Source organism: Streptomyces sp. NPDC055140, assembly GCF_053607285.1.
In genome coordinates this window covers 232,660-251,786 of the sequence record NZ_JBSGTG010000008.1, presented here as the reverse complement: position 1 = coordinate 251,786, position 19,127 = coordinate 232,660, and the positions used below count along the sequence as shown (strand labels likewise).

Here is a 19,127-nt window from a genome sequence, read left to right as displayed (position 1 = left end):
GATTTGCCAGTTATGTGACATTTATGACGGCGCACTCCGGCGCATGCCGAGGAACGCGGAGGCGCACTGACGCGCCGGGAGGCGTAACTACACGGCCTCGTACGCCATCCCCGGATACGCCCCCGCCCCCACGCCCCGAGCGCCGCAGCGGTCGATCTCGCACCAGATGGCCTTGCCCGTGCCCTCGGGCCGCCAGCCCCAGCGGTCCGCCAGGCCGTCGACGAGTTCCAGGCCGCGGCCGTTGGTCTCTTCCCCGTCGGCGTGCCGCGGCGCGGGGGGCCGGTCGCTGGCGTCGGCCACCTCCACGCGGACCGTGCCGGCACTGGCCTCCGCCGGGACGCCCGGCAGCAGCATGCGCAGAACGGCCGGACAGCCGGTGTGCACCACGGCGTTGGTGACGAGCTCGGAGACGATCAGGATGAGCGTCTCCGCCAGCGGCTCATCGACCCCTATCCCGGACCCTGCGAGGCGCGAGCGCGCCCACCTGCGGGCTCGCCCCACCTCCGCGGGATCCGCCCCGACCTCCAGCTGAACTTGAAGCACCTGCACCGCTCACACCATCCGAACCGGCGGACACATCGCCTCGGGACTGTGACAAGTCAAGGAGCTCACGGACCGTGATCCCCTTGGAGGACAGCATGGTTGACGTACAGTCACCCCAACAAGCGCTTCGGGCATATTCCAGCGCGAAGGAGTACGCGTGCGCCATACTGTGCGACGCGTCCTGCGGGGAGTCGAACGGGCGGGCGTGCGGCCCTCCCGTGCGCTGCGAACGGCGCGCATCGCCGGATCCGGAGCCGCCTCAGGGGCAACACCGGGATGGCTCGAACTCGGAACCACTCGCATCCCACACAAGGTACCCGAGCGGGACCCCGACTCCGTGCCGTGACGAGTCCCGCGCAGGACACAACCCGATATCGACGTTCCGTGACCGTCCGTACACGGGTTCGCCCCGCGCCGCACAGATCCCCGGACGTCACAGCGCCGCCGCGAGCTCCTCCTCCGCCTCGCGCGCCGTACGGCCCGTTCCGGCGCGTACCCAGGCCCGCTTGAGATGCAGATGCACGTCCGCCTCCCAGGTGAAGCCCATGCCGCCGTGCACCTGGACGCAGTCGCGCGCGTTGCGCACGGCCGCCTCGTCGGCGAGCAGTTCGGCGGCGGCGATCTCGACCGGGTCGGCCGTGACCGCCGCCGCGTACACGGCCGCACGGGCCAGCTCGGCCCGTACGAGCATCTGGGCACACAGGTGTTTCACGGCCTGGAACGCGCCGATGGGCTGCCCGAACTGCTCGCGTTCACCCGCGTATTGGACCGCCAGCTCGCAGGTGCGCGTGGCGGAGCCGAGCTGTTCGGCGGCGGTGAGGAGTACGGCCTCGGGGCTGCGGGGCGCGTGCGGGCCCGGCAGCCTGTGCAGGGGCGTGAGCGGGTCGACGGAGGCCAGGGGTACGGCGCCGGTCGCGTCGCCCTGGACGACGTCCGACGCGTCGCGCCACGGCAGGAGTTCCCCGGCGGGCGCCGTCACGACGCTCTCGCCGGTCGCGGCGCCCGGCACGGTGCCCGCGGCGAGGTGCGTGGCGACGAGCGGGCCCGGCAGCAGGACCCGGCCCGCCTCCTCGAAGACGAGGACGGCCTCGGGCAGCCCCAGGCCGACGCCGCCGTCCGCCTCCGGCAGGCACAGGGCGAAGAACCCCGCGTCGCCCAGAGCGCGCCACAGCGCCCGGTCCAGGTGTCCGGGCGTGTCCACGGCGGTGCGCAGGGCGTCGCGGTCGAAGCGGCCGGCGAGCAGGTCGCGTACGCCGTCGCGCAGGGCGCGCTGGTCGTCGGTGAGCTGGAAGCGCATGCTCACCGCCCTCCCTTCTGGAGATCCTTCGGCCGTTGGCCGGGCCGGTCCTTCGGCAGGCCGAGGATGCGTTCGGCGACGATGTTGTGCTGGATCTGGGAGGTGCCGGCGGCGATCGTGTACGAGAGGGACGACAGCCGGTCGAGCGTCCACTCGTGGTCCGTGTCGAGGGCGCCCGCGACGCCGAGCACTTCGGCGGCGGCGTCGAACAGTTCCTGACGGGCGTGCGAGTACCGCAGCTTGAAGACCGAGCCGCCGGCGCCGGGGACGCCGTTCGCCAGCTCCGCCTCGCTGACGTTCCACTGGGTGAGCCGCCACAGGGCGCGGAACTCGGCGTTGAGGCGGCCGAGCCTGCGGCGCAGTACGGCGTCGTCCCAGCGGCCGTTCTTGCGGGCCTGCGCGGCCAGTTCGCCGAGGACGCGGCGACAGGCGACGACCTCGCCCACGAACGCGGTGCCGCGTTCGAAGGACAGCGTCACCATCGTCACGCGCCAGCCGTCGTTCTCCTCACCGACCCGGTTGGCGACCGGGACGCGTACGTCGTCGAGGAACATCTCGGCGAACTCGGCGGACCCGGCGAGCGTGCGGAGCGGCCGTACGGTGATCCCGGGCGCGTCCATCGGCATGGCGAGCCAGGAGATGCCCCGGTGTTTCGGCGCGGACGGGTCGGTCCGCACGAGGAGTTCGCACCAGTCGGCGACCTCCGCGTGCGAGGTCCATATCTTGGACCCGCTCACCACATAGTGGTCGCCGTCCCGCGTCGCGCGCGTGCGCAGCGCCGCGAGATCGGAACCGGCGTCCGGCTCGCTGAACCCCTGGCACCACGCCTCGTCGCCGCGCAGGACCGGCGGCAGCCAGCGCACCCGCTGCTCCGGTGTCCCCTCGGCCGCGATCGTCGGCCCTGCGTGCAGCAGCCCGACGAAGTTGGCCCCGACGTAGGGCGCGCCTGCTTTCTCGGTCTCCTCCAGGAATATGAGGTGCTGCGTGGGCGTGGCACCGCGGCCGCCCGCGTCGGCGGGCCAGTGCAGGCCCGCGTACCCGGCGTCGTACAGCCTGCGCTGCCAGCCGAGGTCGTAGGCGCGCCTGCCCGGCCAGTCGTTGGGGGACGGCTTCGGGGGGAGTCCTGGAAGCACGGACGCGAGCCACTCCCGCAGCCGCGCCCGGAACTCCTCTTCCTCGTCCGTGTACGTGAGATCCACGGCGCGGCCCGCTACCTGTCGAGGTCCAGGTCGAGCATGCGGATCGCGTTGCCCCGCATGAGCTTGTAGACCGTCTCGGAGTCGAGGCCCTTCACATGGTCGAGGGCGACCTCCTTGGTGTGCGGGAAGGTCGAGTCGACGTGCGGGTAGTCCGTCTCGAAGGTCGCGTTGTCCCGGCCGACGGCGTCGAGGGACGCCACCCCGTGCTTGTCCCGGAAGAAGCAGCAGAACATCTGGCGGTAGTAGTACGTCGACGGCGGCTCGGGGATGAGGTCGCGCACCCCGCCCCAGGCCCGGTGCTCCTCCCAGACGTCGTCCGCGCGCTCCAGGGCGTACGGGATCCAGCCCATCTGGCCTTCGGAGTAGGCGAGTTTGAGCGTCGGGAACTTCACCAGGACCCCGGAGAAGAGGAAGTCCATCATCGACGCCATCGCGTTGTTGAAGCTGAGCGAGGCCTGCACCGCGGGCGGGGCGTCGGGGGACGCGGCGGGCATCTGCGAGCTGGAGCCGATGTGCATGTTGACGACCGTCCCGGTCTCCTGGCACACGGCGAAGAACGGGTCCCAGTAGCCGGAGTGGATCGACGGGAGCCCCAGGTAGGTGGGGATCTCGGAGAACGTCACGGCCTTGACGCCGCGCGCGGCGTTACGCCGGATCTCGGCGACGGCGAGGTCGATGTCCCACAGGGGGATGATGCAGAGCGGGATGAGGCGGCCCCCGCTGTCGCCGCACCACTCCTCGACCATCCAGTCGTTGTAGGCCCGCACGCAGGCGAGCGCCACCTCCTTGTCCTTGGCCTCGGCGAACGTCTGGCCGCAGAAGCGCGGGAAAGTGGGGAAGCAGAGGCTGGCCTCGACATGGTTGAGGTCCATGTCCTCCAGGCGGGCCTTCGGGTCCCAGCAGCCACGCCGCATCTCCGCGCGCGTGATGCCTTCGAGGGTCATGTCGTCGCGGTCGAAGCCGACGGCGGCGATGTTGCGCTTGTACGGGAACTTCAGGTCCTCGTAGATCCACCAGTCCGTCGGTGGCCCGTCCGGGTCCATGGTGATCTGGTACTTGCCCGCCACGTAGGCGAGCTCGCCGATCCCGGCGGTGAGCGGCTGCGGCCCCCGGTCCCGGTACTTCGCCGGAAGCCAGGTCGAGAAGAGATGCGCGGGCTCGATCACATGGTCGTCGACGCTGATGATCCGGGGCAGTTCCATCGGGTCCATCGTGTCCCCTCACCTGACAGTTTCTGATGGCGTTTCTGACGCTGCTTCTACTGGCATTTCTGATGGGTCGTCAGATAGCAGGCTAGCTCCGCACCCCTGGACCGACAAGGCGCAGCGCTCTACGCTCTCCGCACGATCTGACTATCCGTCAGGTACGGCTTGTCTTTCGAGGGGGAGCAGTGAACGACACCGCACACGCCCTGGGCGCCGCCGGGACGCTCTGGGAGCTGATCGAGCGCCGCGCCGCCCTCACCCCCGACACTCCCGTACTGATCCAGTCCGCCCCCGACGCGAAGGACGACCGGCGCCTGACCTTCGGCGAGCTGCGCGACCGCGGCGAGCGGGTCGCCGCCGGCCTGTACGACATGGGCGTACGCCCCGGGACGGTCGTCGCCTGGCAGCTCCCGACCCGCATCGAGACCGCGCTGCTCTCCTTCGCCCTCGCCCGCATCGGCGCCGTCCAGTCCCCCGTCATCCCCTTCTACCGGGACCGCGAGGTCGGCTTCGCGCTGCGCGAGTCGAAGGCCGAGTTCTTCGCGACCCCGGGCGTGTGGCGCAGCTTCGACCACACGGAGATGGCCCGGCGCCTCGGCGCGCGCGGGATCTTCGAGGCGTACGACACGCTGCCCGACGGCGACCCGGCCGTACTGCCGCCCCCGCCCTCCGACGGCACGTCCGTGCGCTGGATCTACTGGACCTCCGGCACGACCTCCGACCCCAAGGGCGTCCTCCACACCGACCGCTCACTGATCGCCGGCGGCTCCTGCCTCGCGCACGCCCTGCACCTGTCGGCGTCCGACGTCGGCTCGATGGCGTTCCCCTTCGCGCACATAGCGGGCCCCGACTACACGGTCATGCTGCTCCTGTACGGGTTCCCCGCGGTGATGTTCGAGCAGTTCGCACTGCCGGACGCGCTCGACGGCTACCGGCGCCACGGGGTCACCGTCGCGGGCGGCTCCACGGCCTTCTACTCCATGTTCCTGACCGAACAGCGCAGGTCCCCGGCGGACCGGCTCATCCCGACGCTGCGGCTCCTCGCGGGCGGCGGCGCGCCCAAGCCGCCCGAGATCTACCACGCGGTCGTACGGGAGATGGGCTGTCAGCTCACCCATGGATACGGCATGACCGAGGTCCCCATGATCACGATGGGCGCCCCCGACGACACCGCGGAGAACCTCGCCACGACGGAGGGACGGCCCCCCGAGGGCATGGAGATCCGGGTGACGGACGCGGACGGCAAGCAGGTCCCGTACGGCGTGGACGGCGAGGTCAGGCTGCGCGGGGAGGCCGTCTGTCAGGGCTATCTGGACCCCGTGCAGTCGGCGGCCGCCTTCGACGGCGACGGGTTCCTCGTCACCGGCGACCTCGGGCATGTGCGGGAGACGGGGCATCTGGTGCTCACCGGGCGGGCCAAGGACATCATCATCCGCAAGGGCGAGAACATCTCCGCGAAGGAGATCGAGGACCTGTTGCACGCGCACCCCGCGGTGGGCGACGCGGCGGTCGTCGGGCTCCCGGACCCCGAGCGCGGCGAGCGGGTGTGCGCGGTCGTCGTCCAGCGCGACGGCACCGAGCCGCTGACCCTGGAGGCGATGGCGTCCCATCTGCGGTCGGAAGGGCTGTCCACGCACAAGCTGCCGGAGCAGCTGGAGCTGGTGGACGCCCTTCCGCGCAACGACACCCTGCGCAAGGTGCTCAAGTACAAGCTGCGCGAGCGCTATGCGGGCACAAGCCCGGTGAGCGCTATTCCGAAACGGTGAAGTAGTGGGCGAAGGCGGTGACGATCTCCTCCTCGGAGATCCGCCCGTCGCCGTCCGCGTCCAGCGCGGCGGCGACCGGGCCCACCACGGACGGGTCGACGCCGAGGACGCGCAGGACGCGCTCCGCGGCCGCCGGGGTGAAGCCCGAGCCGTTCTGGTCCGCGACTGCGATGGCGGCCCGCAGGAAGGGGCGGGCGATCTCCGCGAACCGCTCCGGGTTGTCCCGCAGCCGCTTCACCGCGCCCGTCACGAACTCCTCGCGGGTGACGCGCTGGTCGCCGTCCACGTCCGCGATGCCGGCCATGCCCTGCCAGAAGGCCTCGGCACCCGCGTAGAGCGCCTGGCCCTTGTCGCAGCGCGCCGTCGTGGTGAACTCAGCGAGCAGGCCCTTGGCCGCGGTCACGAAGTCCTCGCGGTCGATGTAGCCGTTGCCGTCCTGGTCGAAGCCGGCGAAGCGGGCAGCGATCCTGCGCTCGTACTCGGCGTGATCGGTGCTCTCGGCGTGGTCCATGTCCCCTCGGCCGCCTCTCGCATCGGTGGTGGTACGGGCCCTGCCCGTCCTCTCGCCAGGGAGCGTACGTCGTGGAGCGGCGCCGGGGGCCCGCACCGCGACGCTTGTGCCAAGACCGGAGAAATTCCGCAACAACTTCCGTGCCCGGCCGCCCGGACGCTCGGGTGTGCGTCAGGCCGAGAGAGGTGACGCCTCGTCGTTCACGGCGGTCAGCACGTCCGGGTACACCTCGAAGAGGCGGCGCACGCCGAGCGCCGACAGGACGCGGTTGACGTGCGAGCCGTCCTCGGCCCCCTTGGCGGGCAGGATCAGCCGGAGCTCGCCGCGGCAGGAACGCATCAGGCGGCGGGCCGCGATCAGCACGCCGACCCCGCTCGAATCGCAGAAGAGGACCTGCGAGAGATCGAGGACGAGGCTGTGCCGGCCGTCCGCGACCGCGTCGTGCACCTGCTGGCGCAGCGCGGGAGAGGTGGCGAGATCCATCTCGCCCGACACCCGCACGACGGCCCAGCCACCCTGCTGTCCCTCGGTCACTCTGAGCGTCACGCGCCACGCCTCTCGTTGATCCGGAACCTCTGCTTACGGTTGTCTTCTCTCGCGGCTGCCCGACCGCGAGGTGCTGAAACACCGCAGACGTATCACATATGACCCGGTTAAGACCCAAGTGATCGGATTTTCGGTCGCTTCCGGCAGCAAAGGTCCGCACACCGTGACCGTCTCCTTACCATCCGCGTCCGGGCAGGTCGACCTTTGCCGCAAAGGCACGTGCGTTGTCGGCGGGTCCGACTACATTCGAGGGAAGGCACACGGTGAGGGGGCCGCATGGCCAAGGAGACTCCGACCCGGTGGGACCGGAGGATGCAGCAGCGGCTCGCGCACGGGGAGGCCGCCGCGCTCGGCGAGCTGTACGACCGCTTCGCGTCGCTCGTGCACGGGCTCGCGCACCGCGTGCTCGGTGACGAGGACGCGGCCGACCGCATCACGCGCGACGTCTTCACCCATGTCTGGGAGAACCCCGACGCGTACGACCCCAAGCAGGGGCCGCTGCGCTCCTGGATCGCCACGCTGACCCACCGGCGCGCGGTCCACCGCCTGCGCCAGACCGAGTCCGCCGCGCTCGTCCGCAGCGGCGAGGGCACCACGGAGGACCTGGAGCGCAGGGTGCGGCACGCCTCCGCCGCCGCCCGCGCCGACTACATCGTCACGTCGATGCCCGCCCCGCTGCGCGCCGCGCTCGAGCTGGCCTACTTCCAGCGCAGGGACTACCGCCAGACCGCGGTCGACCTCGGCGTCACCGAGGACGAGGCGCGCCGCCGCCTGCGCCTCGGCCTCCAGCTCCTGTCCACGGCGCACGACAGCGGCGTGTCCGGCACCCCGCCGGGACCTCCCGGGTACGGGAGGGCGCTGTGAGCGGGCCGAACCCCTTCAGCAACGCCGACAATCCGGAGAACCACGAAAACCGCGACGGCTCCGGGGAGTCCGGGGGCCTCGACGGCGCCGGCCGCTCCGACGCCGCCGCGAGCGCCCGGATACCGACGCCGCGCTCGTCCGTGGAGGACACCGGGCGCCCGCTGCCGGACCACGTCCCCGAGCCGCTCGTCCTGGAGCACCGTGTCCTCAAATCCCTCCTCGGCGCGTGGGCGCTGGCCGCGTGCTCGGCCGAGGAGAGCGTCGCCGTGGAGGAGCACCTCGGCGGCTGCGGCCCGTGCGCCGAGGAGGCGCTGCGGCTGCGGGACGCCGTGGGCCTGCTGCACTCCGAGGAGAGCCTCGACCTCGACCCGATGCTGCGCTCCCGCGTCCTCGAGGGCTGCCTGACCCGGCGTCCGCCCCGCATCCCGGTCCCCGAGTGGGCCGCTCCGTACGACGCGGAGACCGCCCGCCTCGACGCTCTGCTCCGGGACATCGGCGACTCCGAGTGGCACGCGCCCGTACGGCTTCGCTGGTACGAGGGCGACGACCGGGTCAGCCGCAAGACGACCGTCGCCGGGGTGCTCACGCACCTGATGAGCGTGGACGGCCTGGTCGCCGTCGCACTCGGCCTCGACGACCCGCTGTTCGGTGTCGCGCCCGATGAGCGCCGCACTCCGGAGAGCCGCACGGAGACGTTCTGGAAGGCCTCGCACTTCCCGCCGACCCGCGCCGTCCGCGGCCCCTGGCGTGAGCAGTCGCACGCCGTGATCCGCACGGTGTCGTTCGCGGCCGACCCGAGCGGCTCCGCGGGCCGCACCCGCACATCCGGTCAGCTGGCGGTCCCGTACGGGGACTTCACGCTGCCGCTGCGCGACTCGATGCTGGACCGCGCCTTCGAGTGCTGGGTGCACGCCGAGGACATCGCCGAGGCGGTGGACTACCCGTACGAGCCGCCGTCGCCCCGCCATCTGAACCGCATGATCGACCTGGCGGCCCGGCTCCTGCCCGACTCCCTCGCGGGGCGCCGCCGCGCGGGCCTCGCCGCACCGGCCCGCGGACTCGTCGCCGCGGGCGCGCCGGGCCGCACCCTGCGCCTTGAGGTCGAGGGGGCGGGCGGCGGCCAGTGGCTCATCTCCCTGGACTCCCCCGGCGCGGTCGGCTCGGCGGAGCACGAGGTGGCCCATGTCGCCCTGGACGGCGTCGAGTTCTGCCGCCTTGCGGCCGGTCACGTCACGCCGGAGGAGGCGGCCGCAGGACAGGACGGCGACCGCGAGGCGATCCACGACGTCCTCTACGCGACGGCGGCGCTCAGCAGGATGTGAGGGCGCCTGCGGCACGCGTCATCCCTTGCTGACCGCCGCAAGGATCTCCGGCAGACGGGCCGCCGTGCGCGGGGCGGCCAGACGCAGGCCCGCCAGGGTGATCCCCGCTCCGTACGCGGCGCCGATCGGCAGCAGCAGCCAGGTCGCGGACTCGGCGCCCGACACGTGCAGCCAGATCGCGACGGCGATGACCGGGGCGCACAGCAGGGCCGCCGCGACCATCCCGCCGAAGATCGATATCCAGGCGAGGCCCGCCTGCCCCGGGGCGACGTTCTTGTAGCCCTCCTGGGGGATCGAGTACGGGAAGCGGGCCGACGACCAGGCGCCGGTCGCGAGCATCGCACCGAGCAGCGCGAAGGAGAGGCCGAGCACCTCGGGCAGGGCCCGCCAGTCGCCGAGCATCGCGGTCGTGACGACGGTGACCAGCGTCGCGTACGGCAGGGTGATCGTCAGGAGGGCGAGGGCGCGGCCGCGCAGTTCGACGTAGGCGTCGTGCGGCGAGGAGATGGTCATGGCGACCATCCAGAACGCCGAGGTGTCCTGCCCGAACTGGTTGTACATCTGGATGCCGAGCATTCCGGCGGCGAAGCACGCGAAGTAGATGGAGCCGGTGCCCTGGAGCGCGTTGAAGACCGGCACGATCAGGCCGATGGCGAGGGACGTCACCCAGGCCGCCTTCGTCTTCGGGTCGCGCCACACATAGCGCAGGGCGCGCTCCATGACCGTGCCCGTGCGGCCGTCGGGCAGGAGGCGGGGGCCGCGGGACGTGCGCCTGCGGCGGGTGGGTTCGGCGGCCTGGAGCGTGGAGCCGTCGGGGGCCGTCATGAGGCGCGTCAGGGCGCGCTGCCAGGCGTAGAGGAGTCCGGCGAGGGCGGCCGCGCACAGGACGAGGCGGGCCGCCGCGACGCCGTACGAGCCGTGGCTGACCGAGTCGACGGCGCCGATCGCGGACGCGGGCGGGATCCAGGCCAGTACGTCGCCCGCCGGGTCGAGCGCCCCGAGCCCGCCGGCCGAACCGAGCCGCTGCGCACCGAAGTTGACGACCTGTGCGCCGACGGCGATGACGAGCCCACTGAGAACGGCGAGGTCGCGTCCCTTGCGGCTGGTGAGCAGCCGGATGTTGGCGGCGGCCACGGCGCGGGCGAGGGCGACGCAGGTGAGCAGGGTGAGGGCGACGGCCAGGACCGCGACGGCGGACGCGGCCGCCCCGTGCGCCAGGGCGATCACCGCGCCGACCGCGAGACAGAGCGTGAACAGGGGGCCGATCCCGACGAGGGACGCGATGAGCAGGCCCCTCACGAGCGGGCGCGGCCGCAGGGGGAGCATCACGAGGCGGGTCGGGTCGAGGGTCTCGTCGCCGGAGGGGAAGAAGAGCGGCATCACCGCCCAGCCGAGGGCGAGTACGGCGGTGAGGATGACGCAGAGCGTCGCCGCGTGCGTGCTGCCGCGCAGGGCGATCAGGCCGATGAGCTGGAGCGCGGCGACGAGGAGTACGACGACGAGCGTGGCGATGTAGGCGGCGCGGCGGCCCGTGGACCCGCGCAGGCCGTTGCGCAGGAGCGCCAGCTTGAGGCGGACCAGCGTGACGGTCGTCGTGGTCACCGGCCGCCTCCCAGCCAGTCCAGGTCGGAGGTGGTGTCGCGGCTGTTCGCGCCGACGAGTTCGAGGAACGCCTGCTGGAGGGAGGGCGCGTCGCCGCGTACTTCGGCGAGGGGACCCTGCGCGCGGATGCGGCCGGCGGCCATGACGGCGACCCAGTCGCAGAGCGACTCGACGAGCTCCATGACGTGGGAGGAGAAGACGACGGTCGCCCCGGAGCCGGTGTAGCGCTCCAGGACGCCGCGGATGGTCTGCGCGGAGACCGGGTCGACGCCCTCGAACGGCTCGTCCAGGAAGAGGACTTCGGGGTTGTGGAGGAGCGCGGCGGCGAGCCCGATCTTCTTGCGCATGCCGGTCGAGTAGTCGACGACGAGCTTGTGCCGGGCCCCGGCGAGGTCCAGCACGTCGAGGAGCTGGGCGGCGCGCTTGTCGACCTCGTCGCCGGGCAGGCCGCGCAACCTGCCCGTGTACACGAGGAGTTCATGCCCCGAGAGCCGCTCGAACAGGCGCAGACCTTCGGGGAGCACTCCGATGCGGGCCTTCACCTCGACGGGGTCGCGCCACACGTCGTGGCCGACGACCTCGACGGTGCCCCGGTCGGGCCGGAGCAGTCCGGTGACCATGGACAGGGTGGTCGTCTTTCCCGCGCCGTTCGGCCCGACGAGGCCGATGAACTTGCCCGCGGGAAGGGCGAGATCGATCCCCCCGACGGCGACGCTCTGGCCGAACGCCTTCCAGAGGTCCTTCACGCGTACGGCCGGCGCACCGGCCTCGGTCCCCACCTCGGTCACTGTGCCGCCCGCCGTCCTTCGTCGCCGTCACCTCCCCCAAGCTCTCGACTCCGCTCGAGCAGGGGCCCCGTCCGCACGATACGTGGCCGCGGGACGCGCCGTTGTGTTCTACCGGCGGCCTTCCCGCCCGCACGCGTACGCCAGTGGGGAGATGAGCTCCTCGGCGTCGGGCAGCCAGCGGTTCGCGGCGGTGGGGCGGCAAGCCCACTGGACGGCGCCCCGGCCGCCGACGCGGGTGGGCGGCGCGGCGACGTAGGAGCCCTCGCCGAGCGCGTCCAGGTCGAGGGAGGCGGGCGGCCAGCCCAGCTTGCGGACCAGATCGGGGACCTTCGCGGCGGCGCCCGGCAGGACGAAGAACTGCATCCGGCGGTCGGGGGTGCAGGTGACCGGGCCGAGGGTGAGCTCCATGCGCTCCATGCGGGCCAGAGCCAGGAACCCGGCGGTCTCGGGCACGTCGATCGCGTCGAACGTGCGCCCCGTCGGCAGCAGGATCGAGGCGGCGGGCTGCTTGGACCACAGCCGGCGGGCGGCGGTCGCGCTCCCGGTGGCCTGGTTCGCCCAGTCCTCGCGCGCGTGGTGGGCACCGGGGGCCGCGCACCTGGCGTCGCCGCAGGAGCAGCGCTGCCTGCCCCCGTCGACCTCCAGCCAGGTGCCGGGGAACACGTCCCAGTGGCGTTCCTCCGCGTAGCGCACGGCGGCGTCGGGGAGGCCCTCTCCGCGCTGCTTGGGGATCTGAGGGTGCGAGGTGACGGGCGAGGTGACTCCGATGGTCTCTTCCACGACGTTCTCAACTCCCGCCGCCACCCGGGGTTACGGGCGCACGCGCGCGGGGCCTGGCAAGAGCGATCCTGCACGTGGGGCGCATGGATGCATGCGCGGGGGCGCGCGGGAGGAATAGCCCCGGCCGGGGGGTAGCCAGCCCGGAGGACCAGACGAGGGTGCTGTCCACCGACCGGCTACCGGTTGGGGCTCTTGCTTGTTTTTGCCCTTCTTTGTGGCGCATCTTCCGTTTGATCTCAGGGCATTGATCACCTCAAGGCGGGCCCGACCGGGAGTCTGACGACAGGCCCGGGTCCGCCCGATGGTCCACGGTGCACACAGGGGGTACGCCATGGCCGCAAGGCCTCTCGTAGCGCGACAGCCCAACGAACGGCTGCAGGCGCTCATCCAGGAAGCCGGCTGCTCGAACGCCGGACTGGCCCGCCGGGTCAACATGTGCGGATCGGAGCACGGCCTCGACCTGCGCTACGACAAGACATCGGTGGCGCGCTGGCTGCGCGGGCAGCAGCCGCGCGGCCGGGCGCCCGGCATCATCGCCGAGGCCATCGGCCGCAAGCTCGGCCGCACGGTCACGATCGACGAGATCGGCATGGCCAACGGCAAGAACCTCGCCTCGGGCGTCGGCCTCCAGTTCTCGCCGACCGTCCTCGGCGCCATTGAGCAGGTGTGCGAGCTGTGGCGCAGCGACGTGGGGCGCAGGGACTTCCTGTCCGGGTCGTCGGTGGCCTCGTCCGCGCTGGTCGAGCCGAGCCGGGACTGGCTGATCTCCGTACCCGACTCACAGGTCGCGCGGTCGGCGGGGCCGCGGGTCGGGACGTCGGACGTGGCGGCCGTGCGGGCGATGACCCAGGCGCTGACGGATCTTGACCACCAGTACGGCAGCGGGCATGTGCGGCCGGTGGTCGTCCACTATCTGAACAGTGTGGTGTCGGGGCTTCTCGCGGGCTCGTACCGGGAGGCCGTGGGGCGTGAACTGTTCGCGGCGGTGGCTCGGTTGACGGAGCTGGCCGGGTACATGGCCGTCGACACGGGACAGCCGGGCCTCGCCCAGCGGTACTACATCCAGTCGCTGCGCCTCGCCCAGGCCGCCGGGGACCGCGGATACGGCGGATACGTACTGGCCGCGTCCATGAGCCACCTGGCGGCGCAGCTCGGCAACCCGCGCGAGATCGCCCAGTTGGCGCGCGCGGCACAGGAGGGGGCGCGCGGGCGGGTGACCCCGCGTGCGGAGGCGATGTTCTACGCGGCTGAGGCGCGCGGCCACGCCCTGCTCGGGGACGCGCGGGCCACGCAGGCGGTGGCGGGCAGCGCGCTGGCCGCGCTGGAGCGGGCCGAGCCGGATTCGGGCGACGACCCGGCCTGGATCGCGCACTTCGACGCCGCGTATCTCGCGGACGAACTGGCGCACTGCTACCGGGACTTGGGGCAGGCGGAGGCCGCGCGGCGGCAGGCCGAGGCGTCTCTGGCCGGGCATCCCCGGTCACGGGCGCGGCGCAGGGCGATCGGTCTGGTGCTGCTCGCCACGGCGCAGGTGCAGCAGCGCGAGGTCGAGCAGGCCTGCCAGACGGGGACCCGCGCGATGGAACTCCTCGGCACTCTGCGCTCGAACCGGGGCGCCGAGTACCTGGACGACTTCAGGCAGCGCCTGGAGCCGTACCGGGACGAACCCGTGGTGCGGGAGTTCGGTGCGCGCCTCGATCTTCAGGCAGCGTGAAGTTTTACGGGCGGCGCGCAGGAGACGTACGCGTGAACCTTGTGTGACGGACGCCTCAACCCGCTTGGGGAGGGCGCTAATCAGCGTTCCGTAGGCTTGTTTTGTTACTTGAGGGTGTGGGGAGGCTGTGAGGTTCTGAGCTGCGTGGCACGTGTGTGCGGGGACCCGGTAGCGTGAGCCGACGATTCCGAAGGTCCCCCAGTCGTAGGAGTCCCGGTGACGCAGCAGAGCGGACAGGGCGAGGATCCGCACCTTCCCTCGGTGCGGCAGGCGCACGAAGGCGTCGTGCTGCCCGCCGACGGCAGCGAGCCCTTGCTGCCGGGTACCTTCGGCGACCAGTCGCATGTCGCCCCCTCGGGCGGCAGCCCCTGGGGCCAGCCGTGGGGCCCCGAGTCCGCGCAGGCGGCCTCCGGCGGGCCGATGCCCACGTACGAGTGGGGCGCGCCGTCCGCGTCGCCCACGCTGCCGGGTGAGCACGCGCCGCATGCCGCGGCCCCGCTGCCCCCGGCCGCGCCGCAGCAGCACTACTCCGCGCCGCTGCCGCCCGCCGGTGCCCCGGCCGCCCCGCTGCCGACGGACCCCGCCCCGTACGGCTCCGCGCCGCTGCCGCCGGCCCCCGCCCCGTACGGCTCCGCGCCGCTGCCGCCGGCCCCCGCCTCGGACGCGACGCAGTACATAGCCCCGACCGCGCCCTCCGACGCGGACGCCACGCAGTACATCGCGCCGGTCGCGCCCGGGGCCCTGCCGCCCGAGGTGCCCGCCGACGCCACCCAGTACCTGGGCCGCGCGAACGCCCCGGGCCAGATGCCGCCGCCCCAGCAGCAGCCGTACGGCTCCGCGCCCATGCCGCTCGCGGGCACCGACAGCGATGCCACGCAGTACATCGCGCCCGTGCCCTCGCCGCCGCCGAGCGCGCCCTACGGCATCCGCCCCGGCGCCCCCGGCGACCGCCAGCCCCCGGCCGAGTTCGACAGCCTCTTCCGCACCGAGCCGGAGCCGGACGCGCCCGCCTCGACCCAGCAGATGCCCCGCTTCGACCCGCACGCCGGCGGACCCGCTGGCCCCGGCGGACCCGGGAGACCCGGCCCGGCCGGGCAGCCGCAGGCCCCGTACGAGCCCACCGGGCGGGCCGCCGCCCGCAAGAGCCAGAGCCGCACCGGCTCGAAGGTGCCGCTCATCGCCGCCGTCGGCGTCGGCATCCTCGTCGTCGGCATCGGCGCGGGCGCCCTCATCAGCAGCGGGGGCGACGAGAACAAGGGCGACGACGCCAAGCCCGCCGCCGCGACCGGTGCGCCGGACAGCTCGTCCCCGACGCCCGCCGACCCGGCCAAGGCGCAGGCCGTCGCCCTCGACAAGCTCCTCGCCGACTCGAACAACAGTCGCGACACGGTGATCAGGGCCGTCGCAAACATCGGTGCCTGCAAGGACCTCGGCAAGGCGGCCGGCGACCTGCGCGGCGCCGCCACCCAGCGCACCGGGCTCGTGACCCGGCTCGCCGGACTCTCCGTGGACAAGCTGCCCAACCACGCGGCGCTCACGCAGGCCCTCACCAAGGCGTGGCAGGCCTCCGCCTCCGCGGACAGCCACTACGCGGCGTGGGCCGACCAGGTCGCGGGCAAGAACGGCTGCAAGAAGGGCCATGCCAAGCCCACCCCGCAGCGCCGCGCGGGCGACCAGGCCAGCGGCACGGCCTCCACGCAGAAGACCCAGGCGTCGAAGCTGTGGAACAGCATCGCGACGCAGTGGAACCTCCCGCAGCGCAAGCCGTTCCAGCTCTAGCTGATGTGCCGGCCCAGCTGATGTGCCGGCCCCAGCTGGTACGGAGGCGGGCTGAGCGGGATCAGCCCGTGGGGGTCGCCTCCAGCGTCCTCGACACGTCGACGAGCCCGCGGCGCGCGGCCACGAGCCGCCCGTCGCGCACCACCTGGAAGGTGACGTCGGCGTTGACGAGCCGCGGGAAGCCGCGGGCCGCGATCATGTCCTCGAAGCGCCAGCTCAGCGTCGGCGTCAGCCCTCCGGTGCGCACCTTCAGGCCGCCGTCGAGCGCCCCGCGCACCGTGCGCGCCGTCACGTCACCGTCGCCGAGCGACTCGACGACCTGCTTCAGGACGGTGTACGCGATCCATGTCGTCTGCACGCCCGCGTCCGCCGGGTCGATCCGGTTGTCGCCGAACGCCTGCTCGCTGATGACCTTGCGCATCGTCGCCCACCGCCGGTCGGTCGCCACCGGGTACCAGCCGGTGACGTACGCCCCTTCGTAGACGCCCGACTTGCCGCCCGAGCGGTCGATGACCGTCTGGTCGACGCTGCCGAGGACGGTCGAGATCCGCACCTTCGGATAGGAGTCGCGGGTGCGGCGGAACGAGTCGAAGAACGTGTCCGTGCGGTCGCCGAGGACCGCCGTGACACAGCCCTTCCCGATCGGGTCGGCACCGGCCCGCACGAGCGCCTGGCGGGCCTGCTCCGTGTAGTCGGTGGCGTCCTCGGCGGCGCGCACGTCGGACGCGCGGTTGCGGCCCGCGGACAGGCCCGTGTCGAGGAGCAGCGGCAGCTGGTCGCCGGCGACGGTGTCGGGGCGCACGAGCGAGGTGCGGTCGCAGCCCGCGGCGGCCAGCTGCCGGCCGTTCCCGGCCATCAGGGCGGGCTGGCCGCCGTTGACCGGATACGACAGGGGGCTGGCGAACTCCTCGTCGGTGACGCCGTAGCCGCCGATGTAGGGGATGCCGGCGGACTCCAGGGGCCCGAGGAAGGAGCGGGCGTGCTGGCTGTAGGAGCCGACGACCGCGACGGCGTTCTGCTCGACGGCGTCCCTGGCGCAGCGGGCGGCGCCCACGGTGTCGTTGTTGTCGTTGCAGGTGATGACCCTGAGGTCGCGGCCGCCGATGCCGCCGTGGGCGTTGACCCAGCGCGCGTAGGCGCGTGCCATGGCGGGCATGCCGGGCATGTTGGTCGCCTGGGTCTTCTCGGGCGCCCATGTCATCACCGTGATGGGGTCCTTGGAGCCCCCGGTGACGTCGGAGACGAGTCCGCATCCGGCGGCGAGCGACGCACAAGCCGCCCACACCGCCGCCGAAAGCACGGTGGAACGAAGGGTGCGGGAGGTGCGCGGGGTGGTGGTGCGACGCCGGCCAGTCATGAACCTGCACGATTCCCCCGCATCCCTAACCCGCGAGTGACCTGCGGTCAACGTGCGGTGACGCTGAGGTGAATTACGGGGGTCGGGACGGGCCGAAGGGGACAGCACGTACGATCGATGACCGTGCAAAGCTCGGAGAAGTCTTCCCGTCGCGGCCGTCGCTCCTCCACCATGGGCGGCATGCCACTCAACGACATGCCGTGGTGGCGCTGGCGCAGCAATGTGCGCTCCGCGCTGCACATGCTCTCCGACCCCGCGTTCCAGCGAAACGTCTGGCTCGCGGGTGTGGACGGGTTCGGGGACGTCACCGACGCCGTGTACCGCCTCGTCGAGGACACCTGGCTCGACAACTGGTCCGCCGAGAAGTACGTCGGCACGATCTTCCGGGACTCCCAGGAGGCGCAGCTCGTCGACACCGCCGTGCTGCGCGTGCTGCGGATCATGCACCAGGTGGGGCCCGACGCCCCCGTCTCCGCCTATCTCGACCACCACGCGTGGCCGGAAGCGGTGCACTCCGCGCGGGACGCGCACGTCGCGCTCGCCACGAGCGACGGCGACGACCCCGACGCGGCGCCCCGCACCCTCGAAGTCCTGCGGATCATGACGCGCGCGGCCTGAGCGCCGCGCGGCTGCCGTCCGAACAGCGGGACGGCGGCCCGGCGGGGGGTACGTGTATGGGACCCTTGCCTGCATGAATGAGCAGCCCCCCGCGTCCGGCGGCGAGCAGTACGTCCTGACTCTCTCCTGCCCGGACAAGCAGGGCATCGTGCACGCCGTGTCGAGCTATCTCTTCATGACCGGCTGCAACATCGAGGACAGCCAGCAGTTCGGCGACCACGACACGGGCCTGTTCTTCATGCGGGTCCACTTCTCGGCGGACGCGCCCGTCACGGCGGAGAAGCTGCGGGCCAGCTTCGCCGCGATCGGCGACTCCTTCCACATGGACTGGCAGATCCACCGCTCCTCGGATCGGATGCGCGTCGTCCTGATGGTGTCGAAGTTCGGCCACTGCCTGAACGACCTGCTGTTCCGCGCCCGGATCGGCGCCCTGCCCGTCGACATCGCGGCGGTCGTCTCGAACCACACGGACTTCGCGGAGCTCGTGAAGTCGTACGACATCCCCTTCCACCACATCCCGGTGACGAAGGACAACAAGTCCGAGGCCGAGGCGCAGATCCTCGACCTGGTGCGCGCCGAGGGTGTCGAACTGGTCGTCCTGGCCCGCTACATGCAGGTCCTCTCGGACGACATGTGCAAGGAGCTCAGCGGGCGGATCATCAACATCCACCACTCGTTCCTGCCGAGCTTCAAGGGCGCCAAGCCGTACCACCAGGCACACGCGCGGGGCGTGAAGCTGATCGGCGCGACCGCGCACTATGTGACGGCCGACCTCGACGAGGGCCCGATCATCGAGCAGGAGGTCGAGCGCGTCGGCCACGACGTGACGCCGGACCAGCTCGTGGCGATCGGCCGCGACGTGGAGTGCCAGGCACTGGCCCGCGCCGTGAAGTGGCACGCCGAGCGCCGGATCCTGCTGAACGGGCGCCGGACGGTCGTCTTCACCTGATCTCAGGCAGCCGGGCCCGTCCGCACACGCAGACGACCCGCGAGCCAGGTCTCCTCCCGTACGAGACGGGCGGAAGCCGGCCGGACGTACCGGCGGCTCGCGGGTCGGGCGACTGCTTGGGATTGGGCCGGCTGCACGCAGCTCTCGCGTGCTGGTCCGGCGCCGAAACCGAGATGCGACGCCGGGCTGCTAGCCCGCAGTCACCTCACGCGTCCGGTATTCATACATCTGCCGAACCACCTCCCTTCGTGTGTACCTCCACTCTAAGAAGGGTCCGGGGAGCCTTC

At 72.2% G+C, this 19,127-nt stretch carries 17 protein-coding genes; 7 read left to right on the top strand and 10 right to left on the bottom strand.

Translation table 11 applies throughout. The features are described 5' to 3' along the window. Positions 1 to 87: 87 nt before the first annotated feature. The 4 genes from ACWFR4_RS18275 to ACWFR4_RS18260 form a co-directional block, all read right to left on the bottom strand. On the bottom strand, positions 88 to 549 hold the full coding sequence (locus ACWFR4_RS18275; RefSeq protein WP_453455642.1) for an ATP-binding protein: 462 nt from the start codon (positions 547 to 549) through the stop codon (positions 88 to 90). A 427-nt stretch (positions 550 to 976) separates the two neighbouring features. Continuing rightward, entirely contained in the window at positions 977 to 1,840 is an 864-nt protein-coding gene (locus ACWFR4_RS18270) for an acyl-CoA dehydrogenase family protein (RefSeq protein ID WP_453455763.1), read from the bottom strand. Between the two features lie 2 nt (positions 1,841 to 1,842). After that, positions 1,843 to 3,039: an acyl-CoA dehydrogenase gene (locus ACWFR4_RS18265; protein ID WP_453653261.1), complete on the bottom strand. Its 1,197-nt coding sequence runs from the start codon at positions 3,037 to 3,039 to the stop codon at positions 1,843 to 1,845. A gap of 11 nt (positions 3,040 to 3,050) precedes the next feature. Further along, positions 3,051 to 4,250: an amidohydrolase family protein gene (locus tag ACWFR4_RS18260; RefSeq protein ID WP_453455637.1), complete on the bottom strand. Its 1,200-nt coding sequence runs from the start codon at positions 4,248 to 4,250 to the stop codon at positions 3,051 to 3,053. Positions 4,251 to 4,429: 179 nt separating this feature from the next. Between ACWFR4_RS18260 and ACWFR4_RS18255 the strand changes: the two genes are divergently transcribed. Next, on the top strand, positions 4,430 to 6,010 hold the full coding sequence (locus tag ACWFR4_RS18255; RefSeq protein WP_453653259.1) for a class I adenylate-forming enzyme family protein: 1,581 nt from the start codon (positions 4,430 to 4,432) through the stop codon (positions 6,008 to 6,010). Here ACWFR4_RS18255 and ACWFR4_RS18250 read toward each other — a convergent pair. Together ACWFR4_RS18250 and ACWFR4_RS18245 are read right to left on the bottom strand one after the other, a co-directional pair. Continuing rightward, on the bottom strand, positions 5,994 to 6,521 hold the full coding sequence (locus tag ACWFR4_RS18250; RefSeq protein ID WP_453455631.1) for an EF-hand domain-containing protein: 528 nt from the start codon (positions 6,519 to 6,521) through the stop codon (positions 5,994 to 5,996). The genes ACWFR4_RS18255 and ACWFR4_RS18250 overlap by 17 nt on opposite strands. A 171-nt stretch (positions 6,522 to 6,692) precedes the next feature. Next, the gene (locus ACWFR4_RS18245) at positions 6,693 to 7,067 is read right to left on the bottom strand and encodes an STAS domain-containing protein (RefSeq protein ID WP_453455628.1); all 375 of its coding nucleotides are present in this window, start codon (positions 7,065 to 7,067) and stop codon (positions 6,693 to 6,695) included. Between the two features lie 276 nt (positions 7,068 to 7,343). Here ACWFR4_RS18245 and ACWFR4_RS18240 point away from each other — a divergent pair, with 276 nt between their 5' ends. Together ACWFR4_RS18240 and ACWFR4_RS18235 are read left to right on the top strand one after the other, a co-directional pair. Next, entirely contained in the window at positions 7,344 to 7,931 is a 588-nt protein-coding gene (locus ACWFR4_RS18240) for a sigma-70 family RNA polymerase sigma factor (RefSeq protein WP_453653257.1), read from the top strand. Beyond that, on the top strand, positions 7,928 to 9,253 hold the full coding sequence (locus tag ACWFR4_RS18235; RefSeq protein WP_453653255.1) for a zf-HC2 domain-containing protein: 1,326 nt from the start codon (positions 7,928 to 7,930) through the stop codon (positions 9,251 to 9,253). Before ACWFR4_RS18240 ends, ACWFR4_RS18235 begins: the two co-directional genes overlap by 4 nt. 18 nt (positions 9,254 to 9,271) lie before the next feature. Here the strand turns inward: ACWFR4_RS18235 and ACWFR4_RS18230 are convergent, their stop codons facing one another. The 3 genes from ACWFR4_RS18230 to ACWFR4_RS18220 form a co-directional block, all read right to left on the bottom strand. Continuing rightward, the gene (locus ACWFR4_RS18230) at positions 9,272 to 10,855 is read right to left on the bottom strand and encodes a transporter (RefSeq protein ID WP_453455619.1); all 1,584 of its coding nucleotides are present in this window, start codon (positions 10,853 to 10,855) and stop codon (positions 9,272 to 9,274) included. Next, positions 10,852 to 11,643 (bottom strand): ABC transporter ATP-binding protein, encoded by a 792-nt coding sequence (locus ACWFR4_RS18225; RefSeq protein ID WP_453653253.1) that lies wholly within the window; start codon positions 11,641 to 11,643, stop codon positions 10,852 to 10,854. Before ACWFR4_RS18225 ends, ACWFR4_RS18230 begins: the two co-directional genes overlap by 4 nt. Positions 11,644 to 11,751: 108 nt before the next feature. Next, on the bottom strand, positions 11,752 to 12,423 hold the full coding sequence (locus ACWFR4_RS18220) for a bifunctional DNA primase/polymerase (RefSeq protein ID WP_453653251.1): 672 nt from the start codon (positions 12,421 to 12,423) through the stop codon (positions 11,752 to 11,754). A gap of 331 nt (positions 12,424 to 12,754) precedes the next feature. On the opposite strand from ACWFR4_RS18220, the gene ACWFR4_RS18215 reads away from it, so the two are divergent. Together ACWFR4_RS18215 and ACWFR4_RS18210 are read left to right on the top strand one after the other, a co-directional pair. Next, a complete protein-coding gene (locus ACWFR4_RS18215; RefSeq protein WP_453455610.1) occupies positions 12,755 to 14,137 on the top strand; it encodes a transcriptional regulator in 1,383 nt (460 codons plus the stop codon). A 216-nt stretch (positions 14,138 to 14,353) separates the two neighbouring features. After that, positions 14,354 to 15,916, top strand: a complete 1,563-nt coding sequence (locus ACWFR4_RS18210) for a hypothetical protein (protein ID WP_453653249.1) — start codon at positions 14,354 to 14,356, stop codon at positions 15,914 to 15,916. Positions 15,917 to 15,977: 61 nt separating this feature from the next. Here ACWFR4_RS18210 and ACWFR4_RS18205 read toward each other — a convergent pair whose 3' ends face one another. Next, a complete protein-coding gene (locus tag ACWFR4_RS18205; protein WP_453653247.1) occupies positions 15,978 to 17,273 on the bottom strand; it encodes an ABC transporter substrate-binding protein in 1,296 nt (431 codons plus the stop codon). A 117-nt stretch (positions 17,274 to 17,390) separates the two neighbouring features. Here ACWFR4_RS18205 and ACWFR4_RS18200 point away from each other — a divergent pair, with 117 nt between their 5' ends. Continuing rightward, a complete protein-coding gene (locus ACWFR4_RS18200) occupies positions 17,391 to 17,891 on the top strand; it encodes an SCO4402 family protein (RefSeq protein WP_116512416.1) in 501 nt (166 codons plus the stop codon). Between the two features lie 73 nt (positions 17,892 to 17,964). Then, complete coding sequence (gene purU, locus ACWFR4_RS18195) at positions 17,965 to 18,840, top strand: formyltetrahydrofolate deformylase (RefSeq protein ID WP_453468586.1); 876 nt, start codon at positions 17,965 to 17,967, stop codon at positions 18,838 to 18,840. Positions 18,841 to 19,127: the final 287 nt, after the last annotated feature.